Source organism: Yersinia pekkanenii, assembly GCF_001152565.1.
Taxonomy (GTDB): domain Bacteria; phylum Pseudomonadota; class Gammaproteobacteria; order Enterobacterales; family Enterobacteriaceae; genus Yersinia; species Yersinia pekkanenii.
Genome location: NZ_CQAZ01000187.1, coordinates 1 through 892, shown reverse-complemented (window position 1 = coordinate 892; position 892 = coordinate 1). Strand labels below are relative to the sequence as shown.

Sequence of the window (892 nt, the reverse complement as noted above, 5' to 3'; positions counted from 1 at the left end):
AAAAAGTGCATCATGGGGTGTAGGGGTCGTTTTCATCGGGCGATGATAGTCATGGGTATCAGTGTGAGCAATCACTCCGCACAACTTTAGGACAAACATTTTTTCTATTTAAAATAATGAGTTATCGATATGAATAAGAGAGAAAAAATAATCACAGTGCGGAATAAATAGGGTGCGAAAAACTGGCAGAAATAAGGCAACGTCTAACACAACATCGCCCGTTAGAATGGGGGTTAACGCGTTATTGCGTCAGGTCTTCATCACGTAGGCCAGTGACTTCCTTTACCAGAGTGCGATCAACACCTTCGGCCAGTAAAGACCGGGCGATTTTCAGTATCGTCTCCCGCTGACTTTCCTGATAGCTTTCAGTGTATCCTTTCAGATAGCCTTCTAGTTCAAGTGATTCTGCAATTGTCATCAGTGCTTCCTTGTACTACGCCGAGTTGCTATTAGTCTTTCTCAGTTGACGGTGTTGATACTCACCATCTTGAGATTTTCATCTCTATGGGTGGTGAACTGAGCGAGGTTGGAACTACCGGCCACCAAGAAACCGGTGCATCTTGCAATGCCCCCACCCAGCTCACCATTTCTTGCTTATTACCAATGTAACCGTATTTACGTCATGCACTTTGGCTTATGCCGGACTGCCAAATCCGGTAAAGGACTTTACCGCAGCGGTGCTGACTATAACCCGATGGTATTCGGCTGAGCAATTAGCCAACATCATTTTAGGACAAACATTTTTATCCGTTAAAATAATGAGTTACAGGTGCAATTAAGAGATGGTTATACCGCTTCCGCTAAAGATAATAGTAGCGGGAGCGGTAAAATTTATTGCTCGTTCAACGCGTTGTTGGTGAGCCTGCCGCTGGCAGATGTTTGCAATTGAGTG

The 892-nt window shown here is 44.5% G+C and carries 1 protein-coding gene; it reads right to left on the bottom strand.

Annotated elements, in window-relative coordinates:
* Nucleotides 1–241: 241 nt before the first annotated feature.
* Complete coding sequence (locus AEP37_RS26835) at nucleotides 242–418, bottom strand: hypothetical protein (protein ID WP_005170412.1); 177 nt, start codon at nucleotides 416–418, stop codon at nucleotides 242–244.
* Nucleotides 419–892 lie beyond the last annotated feature (474 nt).